The sequence below is a fragment of the Shewanella halotolerans genome (genome assembly GCF_019457535.1).
Classification (GTDB): Bacteria; Pseudomonadota; Gammaproteobacteria; order Enterobacterales; family Shewanellaceae; genus Shewanella; species Shewanella halotolerans.
Genome location: NZ_CP080417.1, coordinates 1,729,287 through 1,747,691, shown reverse-complemented (window position 1 = coordinate 1,747,691; position 18,405 = coordinate 1,729,287). Strand labels below are relative to the sequence as shown.

The window sequence follows — 18,405 nt, the reverse complement described above, 5'->3', positions numbered from 1 at the left end:
GGTTAAATAACTGTTGCCTATGCATTATTGGCTAATAATCAAACTAATAATTATGCCTAAAATCCTCTCAAGATTGCTACTCTCACTGCTAATGGCCCTGACGGTCTCCGGCTATGTCTCCGCCAGTGAAATTCCAAGCAACGCGCCTATCTTAAAGGTCGATCACTATAACGTTCCCGAAGGCTTATCACAGAGTACTGTCTCTTCGATTGTAGAAGATCAATATGGTTATGTATGGATCGGCACAGTTAATGGACTTAATAGATTCGACGGTACGAACTTTAAACATTACTTCTCAGATGGAAGTAATAGAGCGTTACCCAGTTCATTTATTCGAAGTCTTTATATCGACTCTAAGGATAGATTATTAATAGGGACTGACAAAGGTCTTGTTATTTATGATCGACTACTGGATAATTTTATCGAAATTCCCGCTCTACGGGATATGCCTGTTTGGTCTTTAAATGAAGACAATGAAACATTCATAGTTGCAAATGAAAATACAGTAACAAGACTAAATAAAAACGACTTCAGAAAGACACATGAACAACACATAAACACAAGCGGAATAAAAAAAATAATCCCCTACAATGCTAACGTAGCAGTTAGAGCATACAATGGCGATGTGTTTATTTTGACAGATGAGCACGTAGAAAAAATCACTGACAATGCCACAGATATAATTTTATTCAATGATAAAATCTATTATCTAAAAGATGGAAAGTTAACCAGCGCATCAAATAACAACGAAATTAATTTAAAGCTAGACGATATAGAATTGGCATCAAGTTTAAAAGACAAATTATTATTAGTTAGCAAAGGAAAAATATTAACAGTAAATAAAAATACCTTAACTTTACTAGGAGAACTAAACCTAGACCAAGATGGGCTAAAAACATCAAACATTTACATGAGTAAAGAAAAAATATTTTTAGAACATCCTAACAATGGCTTTTCCGTAATTGACAATAAAAAGAATTTATTAAAAACTTACAATACGGAGAAAAACGTTTGGTCAATAAGTAGAGTTAATGATGATAATTTGGTAATCGCTTCCGATGATTCATTTGTTAATATCTACAGCACTAAACTTGATCGAAGAGCTAGTTACGACACAGGCATAAATGGTCCTAAAACCGCGATAGTTAAAGACAATCACATTTTCGTTGGTACGTCAGATGGCTTGTTTTCTATAAATCTAAAAAATGAAAAGCAAACTAAATTGCTAAATGAAAGTCTTTTCATAGTAAAGAACATCCCAGAGACAAAAAAAATAATAGCAGGAACATTGAATGGGAAGGTAATAATTTTAGATGTGAAGTCAATGAACACCAGTGAAATTATCGTTGACAAAGGAAACCCTATTTACGACATCGTTACCAAGAATGAAGACATATTCGTCGCCAGTCAAGGGGGACTTTTTAAGCTAAAAAATAATGATGTTGAGAAGATATTTTTAGACGACCTTGTAACCAACATTTACATAGATAAAGACGATGTTTATTTTGGAACCAGAACCTCTTTACTAAAAATATCAAAGAATGGTTCAATCACAAAACCATTTGAAACTGGTAACAAACCCATTTATTCAATAAGCATTATCGATGACTTCATCGTCGCTTCATCAAACTCAGAAATATTAATTTTCAACAGACAAAACAGTGAACTACTCACTTTAACATCAGATTTCGGTAGTCAAGATGAATACAATACCCAATCTATCGAAAAAATAGAGAATGTAGTTTTTATAGGTGGAATAAACGGCATTACTAAAATAAGTCCCCGAAAGCTATTCTCAACCGCTTTGTCAATGTCACCACCTAACGTTTTTCTTGACGAGTTATTAGTTTTTAATATACCGGAAACAGTTGGGGGTAACATACTCAAATCCCCACTTTCAGAAGCTAAGAAAATTGTATTGAAATACTCTGACTACCCTTTTGCATTTAGATTTTTAGTACCAGGAAACCTCAATAAGAACCTACAATTCTCTTATCAATTAGAAGGGTTATCCGATGTATGGGTTAATTCAAAGGGAATTAATTCAGCAACATATACCAATCTGTCTCCAGGACAATATGTTTTTAAAATACATGCCATAGATCCACTTACAGAAAAATTTGGACCTACAAAAAGTATTGAAGTTGAAATCACTCCACCTTGGTGGTTATCGATTCAAGCTAAACTCGTCTACCTACTTATTACCATCTTGATCACGGGCGTCATAGTCAAGGCAGCCCTTAGAAGAAGAGAAGTACAGCGCCAGATCGCTAAGTCGGAAGAACGGCTGAAACTCTCCCTGTGGGGGAGTGGTGATGAGATGTGGGACTGGGATATCGAGACGGGTCAAATCTACCGCTCTAACATCTGGGGGTCTCTCGAGTTTCCACGGGATGGCCAGCGCTCCGGTGAAGAAGGTGAAGAGAGTAACATTCACCCTATGGATCAAGAACGTGTTAACACAGCGCTGAATAAACACTTCTACGGTGAAACTGATCACTTCGAGGCCGCCTATCGCGTTAAGGGCAAAGATGACCAGTGGATCTGGATCTTGGACAGGGCGAAAATCGTTGAACGCGATGAAGAAGATAAAGCCCTGCGTATGACAGGTACAATCAAAAACATCAGCAACTTTAAGCAAGCCGAGGAACAGCTAAGACTGTTCGAACGCGCCATCGAGAACATCTCGGAAGGCATGTTCATCCTGGACAACAAATTTAAATTTGTTGAAGTCAACGAAGCCTGCTGTGATCTGTGTGAGAAGAGCCGTAATGACTTTATTGGCGAGCTGTTTAAGTTTGACCTTTATCCCGAGAGCTACTCAGAGCAGATTCGCCATATTCTGCAGCAACAAGGTAGCTGGAGTAACGAAGTTGAGTCCGCCAAGGGCGACGGCAGCAGCTTCCTGATGGAGCTAACCGTCGATGCGATTTACGATGAACAAGGTGTCCTCTCCCACTATGTAGGGGTGTTCTCTGATATCTCCCGTCGTAAGCAGCAGGAAGAAGAGTTACGTAAACTAACCAACAACGATCTACTCACCAGCCTACCAAACCGCTCTAGCCTCATGGTCACCCTGGGTAACTTGGTGAAGAAAGATACCCATCACACCCTGATGGTTTTGGACTTAGATAACTTTAAGAAGATCAATGATTCACTTGGGCACCAAGTGGGTGATGAGCTATTGATCAAAGTAGCGAGACGCATCGAATCCACCGTGCCTTACCATACGAGTATCTATCGTTTGGGCGGCGACGAGTTCGCCATACTGGTCGATAACAATCCAGATATCGGCTCCAGCGCCGTCATCGCCAATCATGTAGTCGATGCCTTCTCAAGCCCGTTCGAGCTCACCAAAGACAGAGTCGTTGTCGGGGTGAGTATAGGCATAGTGCTCTACCCAGAAGACGATCAAAATGAACAGGCGCTTCTGCGCAAGGCTGACATTGCCATGTATCACGCAAAATCTGCCGGTGGCAATCGTTATCAATTCTATTCGGAATCACTCAATCGCAATGCCATTCGCCAGCTGGAAGTAGAGAACCTTATCCGCGAAGGTTTAAGGGACGATCTCTTCGAAGTCTACTATCAACCTAAGATTGACCTCAGAACCAGTAAGATGGCCGGTATGGAGGCCCTGGTAAGGCTAAATCACCCTGAACACGGTCTCATTCCGCCGGGCGACTTTATCCCACTGGCCGAGGAGAATGGACTCATCGTCGAGATTGGCGAGGTCGTTCTACGTAAAGCCTGCTTTGCGGCACAAAATTGGCGTCGTCAAAATTTGTTCAACGGCCGAGTCGCCGTCAATTTATCATCACAACAATTCGCTCTTCCGGACCTACAACAACGGATAGAGTCAATTTTACGTCTAACTCAACTGCCTGCGGCCAACCTTGAGCTTGAAATTACCGAAGGCACCGTCATAAAACAGCCAGAAAAGGCGATAAAGGTGATGATGCAGCTCTCTAAGATGGGCGTCAGCCTCGCGTTAGACGACTTTGGCACCGGATATTCGTCACTGTCATATTTAAAGCGCTTCCCAATTGACACCCTAAAAATTGATAAGGCTTTTGTTGACGACATAGATAAATCTGACAGAGATCTAAAGATGGTCGACTCTATTATCACTATCGCCCATAACATGGGCCTCTCTGTAGTCGGCGAAGGCGTCGAGGAAGCTTCTCAACTCAGCATATTAAAAGCACTTAAATGTGAAGAAATACAAGGTTTTATATACAGCAAGGCAGTAAATGAGACCAGCTTCACCGAGCTACTAAAACAAGAGAGTTTTACCTATACACCTGTCTCACAACACAGGAAAGCCTAATCATAAAATGGGAAAACAACTGACTTAAAGAAGAATATGTTTAATTAAAATAAAGCGAAAGATAAAAATTGGCATAACACCTGCAGTACATCTCTCAGACGTCAACAAATTGTTGGCACTATAACTTCAATAACCCTGAGAGATTAAGACAATGATTAACGGACTAGTTACTGCCATCGCTTTAGCGCTTTCTATTTCTTCAGTAAATGCTGAAACAATTTCTAAGGATTCGGTAGTCACCGCTGGCTTTCCTCATGTGAAAGTAAAGCCTATGGAAGTTACTGGTTTTCCGCACGTAAAAGTTAAGCCTGTCGAAGTTGCCGGTTTCCCGCATGTAAAAGTTAAGCCAGTCGAAGTTGCCGGCTTCCCACATGTAAAAGTTAAGCCTATCGAAGTTGCCGGCTTCCCACATGTAAAAGTTAAACCTGTCGAAGTTGCCGGCTTCCCACATGTAAAAGTTAAACCTGTCGAAGTCGCTGGCTTCCCACATGTAAAGGTTAAGCCTGTCGAAGTCGCTGGCTTCCCACATGTAAAAGTTAAGCCTGTCGAAGTCGCTGGCTTCCCACATGTAAAGGTTAAGCCTGTCGAAGTCGCTGGTTTCCCACATGTAAAAGTTAAGCCTGTCGAAGTCGCTGGCTTCCCACATGTAAAGGTTAAGCCTGTCGAAGTCGCTGGTTTCCCACATGTAAAAGTTAAGCCTGTCGAAGTCGCTGGCTTCCCACACGTCAAATTCATCAACTCAGCCGTTGCTTAAGTCTTAAGGAGAATGATTATGTTAGATTCATTGAAAAAAGCTCTAGGACTTACTCACAAACCAGAGCGCAAAAAAGTACAGCTTCCAGAAGGCCTGAATCACTTAGAGGTGATCCCTGCAAAAGGTTGGTGGAGCTAATTGACTTCAAACGTCTTTCGAAAACCAGACACATAAAAAAGGAGCTCTAAGAGGCTCCTTTTTTGATCTGACTTATCTATCTGATTTTTTAATTAATTATTTATATGAACTGACTTTTGTCCGAGATGTAGATATCTAGGCCAGTACCCTGACTACTCTGAACGAGCAGAGGAGATGGCAGCTACTAACATTTCAAACTTGCCGATACGCCGCTCATATTCACTGCCACTCTGCATCTTGATAGCGCTATACGATAGCCTTATACCTTAATGGCTTTATACCTTAATGGCTTTATACCTTAATTGACATGCTTTGCTTGCCCTGTACCCGCTTCTGCGCAAATCGCTTGTGAGTACTAAATAGCGGATAGGCGACCGGCCCTATGATGAGCCCTAGCATGGCCCAGCGTTTCACCCCTAGCCCGGCGCGAAAAGCCATATTGCCCATCGCCACACTACTTACCATCAGCACACCAAGAATGTAAATCACCACAGACACTACCTCACAACAACGGCGCCAATAAGGCTAAAAACAGCCAAAACGAGCCCAGCATGATAACCGAATCCACGCCTTTGATGAACAAAAAACAGGCAAAAATAATCCTCAGGCAAAAAAAATGCGGCATTATGTTGCCGCATTGTTAAATATAGAACAGGCTATTCGTAGAACTTACTGCCCGATTCTGCCATCTCAACTAGGCTATCACATGGCGCGAAACGATCCCCGAATTGATCTTGATAACGTTTCAAGGTCTCAACCAAGTGCTTGGCACCCAGTGAGTCCATGTAGCGGAAAGGTCCACCCAAGAATGGCGGGAAGCCGATACCAAATATAGCGCCGATATCACCGTCTCGTGGCGAAGCGATAATCCCCTCCTCCAGACAACGAACCGCTTCATTGAGCATCTGTACCACACAACGCTCAGCCAGCATTCTTGGCTCGCTATCGGCGCCAGGTGTTAACCCAAGCACACCATAGACGCTCTCATCCACCAGCTTCTTCTTCGACTTAGCGCCATATTGATAGAAACCCTTGCCATTCTTACGACCCTTACGATCATCAGCCAACAGCTTGTCAAAGGCCGCGGGAGTCTTGAAGCGCTCACCCAACTCCTTCTCCAGAATCGGCGAGATCTTGGCACCCACATCTATGCCGACCTCGTCGAGCAGCGTCATAGGACCTACCGGGAAACCAAACTTCACCAGCGCTTTATCTAGATGATCTACACTCTGACCTTCCAGCAGCAGATTCGCCGCCTCGTTCATGTAGAGCGCCAATATACGGTTAACATAGAAACCGGCACCATCTTTCACCACGATAGGCGTCTTACCCTGCTTGCGGGCAAAGGCAACCGTAGTGGCGATAGTCTGTGGTGAGGTCTTATCATGGGCGATCACCTCGACCAGTGGCATCTTCTCTACCGGTGAGAAGTAGTGCAGGCCGATCACATTCTCAGGACGCTCGGCGGCCTCGGCGATCTGCTTGATGGGCAGGGATGAGGTGTTAGAGGCGAAAATCGTATGCTCGCCACATTCACGCTCGACATCCTTCACCATCTGATGCTTGAGGTTAAGATCTTCAAACACGGCTTCAACCACCATGTCTGCATCCTTGATCCCTTTATATTCGGTGGTGGTGGTCATCAGCGCCATCAGGTTATCGCGCACCGCAGGCGTCATGTGACGACGTTTCACCCCTTTGGCCAGCAACTTATAGGCGTAGGCCAGTGCGTTGCTTAAACCTGTCTCGCTGATATCTTTCACCCGCACAGGGATCTTCGCCTTGGTGGTGGTCACAGAGGCGATACCGCCACCCATCAGGCCACCGCCCAGTACCATCACCTTGTTGACGGCCTTTGGCGATACATCACCGGCACCAGACTCTTTCTTCATCTCAGTGGTTGCAAAGAAGATGCTGCGCAGGGCTTCCGATTCGCTGGAGACCACTAGGTCACCAAAATGCTGCGCCTCAACCTCGAGGCCTTTCACGATGCCTTTGGTCACGCCCTGACGCACACAGTCGATGATCTTCTCAGGTGCAGGATAGTTGCCCTGAGTCTTCTTATTGACCTGCTTAAGCGCCTGTTCGAAGATGATGTTGCGACCAACAGGCGTGCCTTCGAGCAGTTTCTCTACCGCCGACAACTTAGGCTTCTTCGCCGGACGTGCTCCGGCCAGTGCCATCTCTATCGCCGTCTGCAAAAGAATCGATTCCGGCACCACATCGTCAACCAGCCCCATCTTCAACGCCTGCTTGGCACGCAGCTGCTTGCCGGTGAGCATCATGTCCAGCGACTTGGCGATACCCACTAAACGGGGCAGACGCTGAGTCCCGCCACCACCTGGCAGCAGGCCGAGTTGTACCTCGGGCAGCCCCAACATGGTCTTGTTGCTGTCGGTACAGACTCGCTGATGACAGGCCAGGGCCAGTTCTAGCCCCCCACCGAGACAGGCGCCATTGATGGCGGCTACCACGGGAATCGAGAGCGACTCCAACGCAAAAAACACCTCGTGGCCCTGCTTGGACAGCTCCCTGGCATCTTCGGCGGTAGCGCAGGCATCCAGCATAGAGATATCGGCGCCCGCCACGAAGGAATCCTTCTTACCCGAGATGATCACCACACCGCGAATCCCGGAATCGGCCTTTATCTCGGCCAACATCTCACAGATCTCGGGGCCAAACTCGGCTCTGAGGGTATTCATAGTCTCGCCAGGCACATCCATGGTCAGCACGGCAATGCCGTTGTCGAGACGATTTAATGTAAAACTCTTTTCCATGAGATCACTCCACTTCTACTATCATAGCTGCACCTAAACCACCCGCCGCACAGGCCGTTGCCAGGCCGGTACCGCCGCCACGGCGTTTCAGCTCGCGACACACCTGAGTGATCAAACGTGTCCCGGTCGCCGCAAAGGGGTGACCATAGGCTAAGGAGCCGCCCAAGACGTTGAACTTAGTCATGTCGATCTCACCTATGGCGCGATCGCGGCCCAGTTTCTCTTTGGCAAACTTCTTAGAGGCAAACATCTGCATGTTGGCGAGCGTCTGCGCCGCAAAGGCTTCGTGCATCTCGATAAGGGTAAGATCCTCAAGCTCCATGCCGGCACGCTTAAGCGCCAACGGCGTCGCATAGGAAGGCCCCATCAACATATCCTGCCACACGTCGATGGCGCTAAAGGCGTAACTCTTAATATAACCAATCGGCTCATAGCCCAGGGCCTTGGCACGGCTCTCACTCATCAGAAGTACCGCCGAAGCGCCATCGGTCAGCGGCGTACTGTTGGCCGCCGTCACAGAGCCGTGTTTACGGTCGAAGGCTGGACGCAGCTTGGCGTAAGAGTCGAGCGAAGAGTTCTCGCGAATGTTGTTATCTCTGTCGATGAAGGATTTGTATGGCGGCACGTGCGCCACCATCACCTCATCACGCAGGTGGCCCGAATCCCAGGTCTCTGTCGCCAGGGTATGTGATCGATGCGCCAGGGCATCTTGATCGGCGCGGCTAATGTTATAGGTCTTGGCCATCTGCTCGGCGGTCTGTCCCATAGAAAGGCCGGTCGAGTATTCGGCAACCGCAGGGGGCACAGGGAGCAAATCTTTCAGTCCAAGGCGACGAATAATGGCCCACTTTTGACCAAAGCTGCGCGCCTTATTGAGATCGACCAGGGCGTGAGCCAGCTTCTTCGACACACCGATTGGCAGTACGGATGATGAATCGGCGCCGCCGGCAATCCCTATCTCGATATTGCCCGTCATGATGGACTCGGCCACATTGACCGTCGACTGGAAACTGGTGGCGCAGGCACGTGTCACACTATAGGCGTCGGTGGACACATTCATGCCGGTGCCGAGCACTATCTCGCGGGCGATGTTGGGCGCCGCAGGCATCTGTACTACCTGACCATAAACGAGCTGTTCAATCTCTTTCGGCTCGAGTTCCGAGCGAGACAGGAGTTCGTTCACCACCATCTTGCCCATATCCAATGCCGACACCCCATGAAACGCGGTCGCCTGTTTAGCAAAGGGGGTTCTAAGCCCCATCACTATCGCGATGCGATCGCCCTTCGCGTTCCTTACTTGCTGTAATTCACTCATCTTTTGCCCTCGTGACGCGTCTGATAGAAACGCTTCTACTAACGCCGTTATTATTCTTCCCTACCCCGTTGCCGGGTATCTCGCTACACTCCCGCAACAGGTCAGACCATCAAAGTGTGATCTGATTCTAACTTCTTATTTCAAGGTTTTAAACACCTGTTTGGTTTTTAAACGACAAATATCGAAAAAGATGTTGATTAACAATGTTTAATAAAAGCAAAATTAGCCATTAAAGCCAGTTTAAATCCCGGTTTAAGCATGCTAACTTATTTTGCTGATTGAAATTTGGCGCCGCCAAGCCCCCAAGGTCATCCAACACACCTAAGGCTACGGTAAGGCGTTTATCAATGAATCTTTTACCCGATACGCTGTCTACAGCTCACACAATAGATAATACCGAGTAGCATCATGCCCTTAAGTCGATTTCATGCATTACGTGAATACCTGGATAAAGTGATCCTAGGTCAACCCACTCTTACCGAAAACTTATTGATCGCACTGATTGCCGATGGTCACTTACTGGTAGAGGGGCCACCAGGCCTGGCCAAGACGCGAGCGGTTAAGGCGCTCAGCGATGGCGTAGAAGGGGATTTTCACCGTATTCAGTTTACCCCGGACCTACTCCCTGCGGATCTCACCGGCACCGACATCTATCGCGCCCAGACGGCCACCTTCGAGTTTGAGGCCGGCCCTATCTTTCACAACCTGATCCTGGCCGATGAGATCAACCGAGCACCGGCCAAGGTACAGTCGGCGCTATTGGAAGCCATGGCCGAAGGCCAGGTTACCGTGGGCAAGCAGAGCTACAAGCTGCCAAAACTGTTTCTGGTGATGGCGACACAGAACCCACTGGAAAACGAAGGCACCTATCCCCTGCCCGAGGCGCAGCTTGACCGCTTCCTGATGCACCTGAATCTCGACTACCCCAGCGCCGCCACCGAATTTGAGATCATGCGCCTGTCCCGCAGCGAAGCCCTCACCCAGGAACTGCCAAAGGTTGAGCCGATCGCCCAGGAGGAGGTATTCGCCGCCCGTAAGGCCGCGCTGGATATCTATCTCGCCGAGCCGCTGGAGCAATATATTGTCAACATCGTCATGGCCACCCGCCAGCCGCAGCAATACAGCGATCAACTGGCCAACTGGCTGGAATATGGCGTTAGCCCACGCGCGACCATCTCCATCGAGCGCTGCGCCCGCGCCCGCGCCTGGCTAATGGAACGTGACTTCGTCTCACCAGAAGATATTCAGGCCGTGGTGCCCAACGTACTGCGTCACCGCCTGCTACTCAGCTATCAGGCCCAGGCCGAAGGCGTGAGCAGCGACCAGGTGATCAATCATATTCTGAGTCAGGTAGCGGTGCCTTAATGGGACAGAATGCTTTACCCCTATTTGCCGATGGCGTCTCCCTCAATCAGAAAGAGCTGTTAGCCTGCCAAAATCTCGCCCGGGCCCTGCCCGAGCGCAAGACCAAGGCGCGCGCGGCACTGGCCGGCCACAGAGCCAGCAGCATCAAGGGACGGGGGATGGAGTTTGCCGAGGTTCGCCATTACCAAGCCGGCGACGATGTACGCACCATAGACTGGCGAGTGACCGCCAGAACTGGCAAGGCTCATACCAAGCTGTTTGTCGAGGAGCGTGAGCGCCCGGTATTATTGCTACTGGATCTCAGCCACAGCCTCTATTTCGGCTCGAGTCTGATGCTGCAGTCGGTGCAGGCGGCGCACCTGGCAGCCACCCTAGGCTGGGCCGCCGTCGGTCACGGCGATCGCTTAGGCGCACTGATCGCCAGCGAGGCCGAGCATCTCGAGCTTAAGCCCCGCAGCCGACAAACAGGCATGCTGGCACTCATCTCGGCCATAGAGCAGGTGCACCAGCAGCAACTTCATCAGCTAAATCAGCCGGTGAAACAGCCCGAGCATATTTATAAGGCCTGTCAGCGCCTTAGGCGAATCGCCAAGCCTGGCTCGCTAATCTGGATCATCAGCGATGGCAGCCATTTCAGCCCCCAGTGTCTGGGGCCACTGAGCGAGCTTAAACGCCACTGCGATATCGGCGCCTTTCTGATCACTGACCCCCTCAGGCAAGGCACCCTAAAGCTGCCGCCCCAGTTTCAATTTCCGGTGAGGGACGGCGATAAGGAGCTGATGTTAGACAGACACAGCTATGATGCCTGGCTGGCTCAGCAACAAACACAGCAACAGGGATTTATCACCATGATGAATCAGATCAACGCGCGGCCAAGACGCATCGACGCGGCCCAGCCGTTAAACCAACAAATTGGAGCCCTGAGGTAGATGCAAGCGGCAAGTCAACCTGCACTCGCCAATCTGCAGGATATCATCACCCCTGAGCCTATCGGCTTCTGGCCCCTCGCCTATGGTTATTACCTGCTGGCGCTACTACTGCTTATGCTGATAGCGGTCCTGTTCATCTATATTAAGCGTAGAGGCAAGCAGCTGGCGGCCAAACGCGAGGCGCTAACACTACTCTCTCAAGTAACGCCAGAGGATCCTCAGCTGCCGCTGACGGTGAACAACCTGCTAAAACGCAGCGCCATGAGCTATCTGCCTCGCGAACAGGTCGCCTCCCTACAGGGAGACGACTGGTATGCCTGGCTAAGCGCCCAAGTGCCGAGCATGGATCCTATGCTGCCAAGCCTATTGGAGAAGCGCTTCCAAGCGGATAAGCTCTCACCAAGCGAGGCCACGCAACTCCTCGATGGCGCCAAAGCCTGGCTACAGCAGGCGCTGCCGCTCAAGGCTGGTAAGGAGGCATCATGTTCACACTAGCCTGGCCCTGGCTACTCATATTACTGCCGCTACCGCTGATTTTTTCTCTCGGCAAAGCAAGCGGCAGCAAACAAGCAACGCAGACGGGCGGCGGTCATCTACAGATGCCCGGCGTCGCTGAAGCGCCAACGACAAGATTCGATCACTCCCCTCGCCGCAGCCGCTGGCCCTATTGGCTCATCTGGACGGCGCTGGTATTTGCCGTTGCCCGCCCGCTATGGGTTGGCGATGCCATAGAACTGCCCAGCAAGGGACGCGACCTCATGCTGGCGGTGGATCTGTCGGGCAGTATGCAGATAGAGGATATGGTGCTAAATGGTAAGACGGTCGATCGTTTCACCATGGTACAGCAGGTAATGAGCGAGTTTATTGAGCGCCGCAAGGGCGACAAGCTGGGGCTAATTCTGTTTGCCGATCACGCCTATCTGCAGGCGCCGCTCACCCAGGACAGACGCTCGGTGGCCCAGTTTCTGACCGAGGCGCAAATCGGCCTGGTGGGCAAACAGACCGCCATCGGCGAAGCTATCGCGCTGGCGGTTAAACGCTTCGACAAGGCCGAGCAGAGTAACCGCGTGCTTATCCTGCTTACCGATGGCTCAAATAACTCAGGTAGTATCACGCCGGAGCAGGCCGCCGATATCGCCGCCAAGCGAGGCGTAACCATCTACACCATAGGGGTGGGTGCCGAGGTGATGGAGCGCCGCACCCTGTTTGGCAAGGAGCGCGTTAATCCGTCGATGGATCTCGACGAGACGCAGCTCACCCTGCTGGCCCAGAAGACCAAGGGGCGTTACTTCAGAGCGCGTAATTCGGATGAACTGGAGCAGATCTATCAGGAGATAGACAAGCTAGAGCCCACCGACAGCGACCAACTCAGCTATCGACCACAGGCCGAGCTCTTCTACTATCCCTTGGCCATTGCCCTGCTTGTCAGTGTGCTCATGATGTTAAGCGGCTTTGCCGCCGTGCAGGCCTTAGTTCAACGTTTACCACGGAGCGCCTCATGATCCATTTTCTCCGTCCCGAATGGCTGCTGGCCCTCATCCCCCTGGCGCTATTGCTCTGGTTGCGAAAACGCCAGCGGCATCAGGCCTCTAGCTGGAATCGCTATATCGCGCCGCACCTGGCTAAGGTGTTGGTGAGCGGTCAGGCAAGCAACAAGAAACAACACCTGGGCCTCATCGCCTTTATCTGGCTCGTTAGCGTCCTGGCGCTCTCTGGCCCGGCGCTGACCAAGCAGCAACTACCTGTATTTGAAGCCAACCTGGGCCGGGTGATAGTGGTGGATATGTCGCTCTCCATGTACGCGACCGATCTGGCGCCTAACAGGCTGACTCAGGCCAAGTTCAAGGCTACGGATCTGATCAAGAGCCTCAAGGAGGGTGAGACGGGTCTTGTGGCCTACGCCGGCGACGCCTTTACCATCAGCCCGTTGACCCGGGACAAATCAACTCTACTAAACCTGCTGCCAACCCTGTCGCCGGAGATCATGCCGGTGCTGGGCTCCAACCTGCCAGCGGCGCTAGAGCAGGCCAAGCAGCTGCTTGTCCAGGGCGGTCACCTCAAGGGCGAGATCATCTTGCTGGCCGATGGCGTCAACCCGGACCAAATCAGCGAAGCCAAATCGATACTGGAGGATACTCAATATCGCCTCTCCATCATCGCCATGGGCACAAAGCAAGGCGCTGCCATCCGCTTACCGGATGGACAACTGATGCGTGACCAAAGCGATCAGGTGGTGGTCAGTCAAACGGATCTCGCTCAGCTTAATAGTGTAATTGGCAACAGCGGCGGCAAGTTATTTGCCTACCGCGCCGATGGCAAAGATCTTGAGGCACTGACCCAGAGCTTAAGCCAGGAGAGTGATGCCAAGACCTCAGATCTTCAGGGAGAAGCCTGGCAAGATCTCGGGCCCTATCTGGCCCTGTTCCTACTGCTGCCGGCGCTGCTAAGTTTCAGACACGCCTTCGCCGCACTGGCCTGCCTGGCTATTCTCGCCCCAAGCCCAGAGGCCCAGGCCGCCAGTTGGCAACATCCCTTCTCCACAGACGATCAGAGAGCGATGCAGGCCTATCAGGCGCAAGACTATCAAGGCGCGGCCGAGCAATTTACCTCACCCCAATGGAAGGCCGCCTCCCTATATAAGAATGGCGATTATCAAGAGGCGCTCGAGCTTTTCGAGCAGGATGATTCGGCGAGCGGCCTGTTTAATCAGGGCAACAGCCTGATGCAACTCAATGACCTCGATAAGGCCATCGAGCGTTATCAGCAGGCGCTCAAGAAAGACCCTCAGCTTACTCAGGCCGAGCAAAATCTTGAGTTGGCCGAGCAGCTAAAGCAGCAACAGCAAACTAGCCAAGATCAAGGCCAATCTGATAAAGACCAGTCGAATCAGGACTCAAATAAGCAAGAGCAGTCCCAACAAGAGGGCACCGGGCAAAATCAAGGTCAACAACAAGGCCAAGGCGATCAGCAATCGGGCCAGGGATCGAGAGGCCAGCAGTCTCAAGGCCAGAATGATCAGGGCCAGAATGCTCAGGGAGAGAATGCTCAGGGAGAGAATGGGCAAGACTCAAACCAGCAAGGCGCTAGCCAAGAAAGTCCTGAGCAAGAAACTCCCGAGCAACAAGCCTCTGGCGAGCAGGATGCCAGTCAGGATGGTCAGTCGCAAGACCAGCAGGCAGGCGCCGCTAATGACGCTCAGATGAGCGCCGATCCGGCCAAGGACGCCAAAAAACAAATGGACGCCAACGCGAGCCAATCCGACGCAAGCCAGCAGATGGGACAAGGCCAACAGCCGCAAGCTGATCAAGAGAGCACTCAAGCCCAAGCCGCGAGTATGACCCAGGGCAAACCCGGCGAGGGCGATGAGCAAGGTGAGCCGGTCGCGGCCGCAACCAACGCTATTGCGCCGGAGGATCTGCCCCCTGAGATGCAACGCGCCCTTACCGGGGTGATAGACGACCCTCAGGTCTTGCTGCGCAACAAGATGCAACTGGAATATCAAAAACGCCGCCGTCAGGGGGCGACCATAAAGGACAATCAACAGTGGTAATACGACGCTTTTTGACCTTAGCCTGTTTGGCGCTCTGCCTATCGGCGCCGGCCTATGCCTTAACCAAGGTAGAAACATCGGTAGACAGAAATCCCGCCATCCAGGGGGAATATCTGGTGCTCAGCATCAAGGCCGATGACGATGTGGACAACGCCAGCCTGGATACCAGCGGCCTATTAAAGGACTTTATCGTCGGTCGCACCAGTGTCAGTCGTAGCACCCAGATCATGAACTTCGACGCCAGCAAAGAGACCCGCTGGCAGATCCTGCTGGCGCCCAAGAAGATCGGCACTGTGATCATCCCCGCCATGACCATAGACAACATCAGCTCAGATCCCATAGAGCTCAAGGTGGCCGCCCCCGGCAGCCAACCCGAGCAGATGAAGAATCTGTTTATCCGCAGCAGCGTCTCGACCGAGACCGCCTATGTGGGTCAGCTGATCACCTATAAGGTCAAGCTCTACCTGGGCGTCGAGCTGCAACGGGGCGTGCTCAGCGCGCCCAACGTCGAAGGGGCGCAGCTTAAGCAATTGGGGGACGATATCGATGGCACAGAGATCATCGACGGCCGCCGCTACCGGGTGATCGAGCGCACCTATAGCCTGATCGCCGACGAGCCCGGCACGCTGTCGCTCTCCGGCGCCAGCTTCTCGGGCGATGTCTTAGTGGAATCCTCCCGTCGCGGCGGCATGTTCTCCTTCAATGAGAGCCGTCCCATGCAGGCCAAGGCCGCCCCGAGTGAGATAGAGGTGTTACCTATCCCCGCAGGCTATCAGGGCGACTGGCTGGTCAGCGATCTCGTGGTCTTAAAAGAGGACTGGAAGAAAGATGTCCAATATCAGGTAGGCGTGCCCATTACCCGCAACATCAGCCTGCTGGCCTCCAATGCCGACGACACCAGCCTGCCCAGCATCAGCCTGAGCCTGCCTGATTCCTTTAAGGTCTATCCGGAAAAGCCTCAACGCAAGACCTATGTGCGCGATAAGCAGGTGGTCGCCCAGCTTAACCAGACCACGGCCATAGTCCCGACACAGCCCGGCAGCTATACCCTGCCCGAGATCCGTATTCCCTGGTGGAACAGCCGTACCCAGAAGCAGGAGTTCGCCACCCTGCCCGCGCGCACCGTCAGCGTCGCGCCGGCAAGCGCCGGCCAGGAGAGTCCGCAGCTCACCACGGTAACACCGCAAGGTGATTCTGCTGGTCTCTGGCCTGCCATCAGCGCGCTGTTTGCCCTGCTGTGGTTGGCGACTATCTCGCTCTGGTACCGTCACTACCAAGCTTATCGTTATCGCGCTGCGCCAAGCGGTGCAAACGAAGGGACTGCGAGTCACGCGCCCGAAGCCACGGATGCATTACGCCAATTTGAAACCGCCTGCCGGAATGGCAAAACGGGTGATGCCCTGGTCGCCCTGCAGCGTCACATGAGCCAGCAGGCGGGCAAGCCGATGACCCTGACCGATATCGCCGCCGTAAGCTACGATCTCGACCAGGCGATTCAAGCCATTCAGCGTCAGGGTTACAGCCCAGATGGCCAAGGGCTAGAGGTTGAAAAAGTGATCACAGCGGTGAAAAATGCCCCAAAAACTGCGCCCCACAGCACACCATCTGCTTTAAGGCCCTTAAATCCACTATAACAACTTGCCTCAGGCGCGCCAATGGCGTTAACGTAGTCGAAACAATTGACGCGCCTCCCCTCCTTTCTATGCTGCGAGTAAAAAATGTTTAGCGTGATACGAAATAAAAAACCGAAAAAGTCGGTCAATAGAGACATGCTGAATAAACAACGACGATACGATAGCCTTGTCAGGGCACTTCATGGCGACCTGTTCCGTTACGCCTTCTGGCTGTGCGGGGATAAACATATCGCCGAAGATATCACCCAAGAAACCTTCTTACGCGCCTGGCGCTCCTTGGAATCACTCAAAGATGACAAGGCCGCCAAGGCTTGGCTGATCACCATATTGCGGCGTGAAAATGCCCGCCGCTTCGAGCGTAAGCAGTTTGACTACTCGGATGTGGAGCAGGCCGATATCGCCGACCATATCTCTTCCTCCAGCGAAGAGAACATGGAGCAGCATATGCTCAGGCGCCAGATAGCCAAGCTCGAGGCCGAATATCGCGAGCCCTTGATCCTGCAGGTGATCGGCGGCTTCAGCGGCGAAGAGATCGCCGATATCTTAGATCTGAATCGTAATACCGTAATGACTCGCTTATTTCGCGCCAGAAATCAGCTAAAAGAGATACTCGATGACACGCAAACCAGGGGGCGCTCTAATGGATGAGCTCAAATTCCGCCGCGAGGCCTATGAAAATCCAAACCGTCAAGACGACGAGTTTCTTGCGTCGATGCACGAGTCGAGTGAGCGCACTGCCTTTGTCAACGATCTCAAGCTATTAGACAAGAAACTCGAGGCCGCCCTCAAAATAGAGGTGCCAGAGGATCTCGAGGCTAAACTGCTGCTCAACCAACAGCTGCATCAGCATCAGGTGGATCGCCGCAAGACAGGCTTTACCCTGGCCCTGGTGGCCTCTATCGCCTTCATCGCCGGCATCAGCTTCACCCTGCTGCGTCTTGCCCCGGTGGATCTGGGACAGCACGCCCTGGCCCATGTCTATCATGAAGAGATGGCGATGAAGAGTGAAGAGAACATCAGCGTCGATGAGGTCAATACTCAGCTGGCCTCGCTGACCAGCCTGAAGCATGCCCACTTTACCGAGCAGCCCGGTCGCGTGCTCTACAGCACCTACTGTGACTTCCAAGGGGTCAAAAGTATCCATCTGGTGATGCAGGGCAAGCAGGGCAAGGTCACCCTGTTTATCGTGCCGCTGGAGGATCGCATGGTGCTCGAGGAGGCCTTTGCCGACAACCGCTATCAGGGGATGGGCTTCAAGTCAGACAACGCCTACGTCCTGCTGGTCGGCGAGCATGCCACAGATCTGGACTTTGTCAGAGACGAAGTGAAAGAGTCTTTCATCTAGGGCTGCTACCACTAGACCAGTGACTAGACCAATCACTAGACTAGCATCCAAAGCGAATTCTAGTTCGCTCGGTGATCTGGGATACTACATACAGGGAGTCGACCTCAGGTTGACTCCCCTGCACTTGTACTTGCACTTGCAAACTCTGTTTTAACCCCACGGCCACTAACATATACGAGCCGCAATCTGCCAATATGACCAACAAAGCCACAACATCTCCGCATAACTTGGCAATTAATCGACCGACAAAGCCTAGATCTTGATCACA

Annotated in this window: 13 protein-coding genes; 10 read left to right on the top strand and 3 right to left on the bottom strand. The window is 51.5% G+C overall.

Features of this window, described 5'->3' with window-relative positions; translation table 11 throughout:
- Positions 1-52 precede the first annotated feature (52 nt).
- Together K0H81_RS07535 and K0H81_RS07530 are read left to right on the top strand one after the other, a co-directional pair.
- Positions 53-4,330, top strand: coding sequence for an EAL domain-containing protein (locus K0H81_RS07535; protein ID WP_220060430.1), 4,278 nt, complete (start codon positions 53-55; stop codon positions 4,328-4,330).
- 151 nt (positions 4,331-4,481) lie between these two features.
- Positions 4,482-5,084 (top strand): hypothetical protein, encoded by a 603-nt coding sequence (locus tag K0H81_RS07530; RefSeq protein ID WP_220060429.1) that lies wholly within the window; start codon positions 4,482-4,484, stop codon positions 5,082-5,084.
- A 429-nt stretch (positions 5,085-5,513) separates the two neighbouring features.
- Here the strand turns inward: K0H81_RS07530 and K0H81_RS07525 are convergent, their stop codons facing one another.
- From K0H81_RS07525 to fadI, 3 genes are all read right to left on the bottom strand, one after another.
- Positions 5,514-5,714, bottom strand: coding sequence for a hypothetical protein (locus tag K0H81_RS07525; RefSeq protein WP_258406413.1), 201 nt, complete (start codon positions 5,712-5,714; stop codon positions 5,514-5,516).
- A gap of 164 nt (positions 5,715-5,878) precedes the next feature.
- Positions 5,879-7,999, bottom strand: a complete 2,121-nt coding sequence (gene fadJ, locus K0H81_RS07520) for a fatty acid oxidation complex subunit alpha FadJ (RefSeq protein WP_220060428.1) — start codon at positions 7,997-7,999, stop codon at positions 5,879-5,881.
- Positions 8,000-8,003: 4 nt separating this feature from the next.
- Positions 8,004-9,314 carry an acetyl-CoA C-acyltransferase FadI gene (gene fadI / locus K0H81_RS07515; RefSeq protein WP_220060427.1) on the bottom strand — a complete coding sequence of 437 codons (1,311 nt, stop codon included), beginning with the start codon at positions 9,312-9,314 and terminating at the stop codon, positions 8,004-8,006.
- Between the two features lie 408 nt (positions 9,315-9,722).
- Here fadI and K0H81_RS07510 point away from each other — a divergent pair, with 408 nt between their 5' ends.
- The 8 genes from K0H81_RS07510 (at position 9,723) to K0H81_RS07475 (ending at position 18,137) form a co-directional block, all read left to right on the top strand.
- Positions 9,723-10,679, top strand: coding sequence for an AAA family ATPase (locus tag K0H81_RS07510; protein ID WP_011866224.1), 957 nt, complete (start codon positions 9,723-9,725; stop codon positions 10,677-10,679).
- The gene (locus tag K0H81_RS07505; RefSeq protein WP_220060426.1) at positions 10,679-11,608 is read left to right on the top strand and encodes a DUF58 domain-containing protein; all 930 of its coding nucleotides are present in this window, start codon (positions 10,679-10,681) and stop codon (positions 11,606-11,608) included. Before K0H81_RS07510 ends, K0H81_RS07505 begins: the two co-directional genes overlap by 1 nt.
- A complete protein-coding gene (locus K0H81_RS07500) occupies positions 11,609-12,103 on the top strand; it encodes a DUF4381 domain-containing protein (protein ID WP_220060425.1) in 495 nt (164 codons plus the stop codon).
- The gene (locus K0H81_RS07495; RefSeq protein WP_220060424.1) at positions 12,091-13,110 is read left to right on the top strand and encodes a vWA domain-containing protein; all 1,020 of its coding nucleotides are present in this window, start codon (positions 12,091-12,093) and stop codon (positions 13,108-13,110) included. The genes K0H81_RS07500 and K0H81_RS07495 overlap by 13 nt, the downstream gene beginning before the upstream one ends.
- Complete coding sequence (locus tag K0H81_RS07490) at positions 13,107-15,158, top strand: VWA domain-containing protein (protein ID WP_220060423.1); 2,052 nt, start codon at positions 13,107-13,109, stop codon at positions 15,156-15,158. The genes K0H81_RS07495 and K0H81_RS07490 overlap by 4 nt, the downstream gene beginning before the upstream one ends.
- A complete protein-coding gene (locus tag K0H81_RS07485; protein WP_220060422.1) occupies positions 15,152-16,792 on the top strand; it encodes a BatD family protein in 1,641 nt (546 codons plus the stop codon). Before K0H81_RS07490 ends, K0H81_RS07485 begins: the two co-directional genes overlap by 7 nt.
- Positions 16,793-16,876: 84 nt before the next feature.
- Positions 16,877-17,440, top strand: a complete 564-nt coding sequence (locus K0H81_RS07480) for a sigma-70 family RNA polymerase sigma factor (RefSeq protein ID WP_144200587.1) — start codon at positions 16,877-16,879, stop codon at positions 17,438-17,440.
- Positions 17,433-18,137 carry a DUF3379 domain-containing protein gene (locus K0H81_RS07475; RefSeq protein ID WP_011866231.1) on the top strand — a complete coding sequence of 235 codons (705 nt, stop codon included), beginning with the start codon at positions 17,433-17,435 and terminating at the stop codon, positions 18,135-18,137. The genes K0H81_RS07480 and K0H81_RS07475 overlap by 8 nt, the downstream gene beginning before the upstream one ends.
- Positions 18,138-18,405 lie beyond the last annotated feature (268 nt).